Origin of the sequence: Psychrobacter sp. TB55-MNA-CIBAN-0194, assembly GCF_040309505.1 — a bacterium.
Lineage (GTDB): Bacteria > Pseudomonadota > Gammaproteobacteria > Pseudomonadales > Moraxellaceae > Psychrobacter > Psychrobacter fozii.
In genome coordinates this window covers 1-265 of sequence record NZ_JBEOOW010000378.1, presented here as the reverse complement: position 1 = coordinate 265, position 265 = coordinate 1, and the positions used below count along the sequence as shown (strand labels likewise).

Sequence of the window (265 nt, the reverse complement as noted above, 5' to 3'; positions counted from 1 at the left end):
CGTTCAGGGTGATCACGCCCTCGCTGCACAGACGCTTGAGCACCTCGCGCACGCTGAGAAACGACAACGGAATGCCCAGCTCCAGCAAGTGGCTGTGCACGCCGCGGACCCCGAGGGTGCGCTGGTTGTCGGCGGCGGTGAGGAGGGCGTCGATGACCTTCAGCCGGATCAGGCTGGTGCGCAAACCGAAACACTTGAGCAAATGGCGGATGCGCTGGTTGCCCTGCTGTTCGGGCGCGTTGCCGAACGCCTGTGTGCCTTTGCC

At 64.9% G+C, this 265-nt stretch carries 1 protein-coding gene; it reads right to left on the bottom strand.

All coding sequences use genetic code 11. The features are described 5' to 3' along the window. Positions 1 to 265 (bottom strand): fe2+ zn2+ uptake regulation protein (locus AAEY75_RS15540; RefSeq protein WP_352260094.1); only part of this gene is annotated, 265 nt, incomplete at both ends.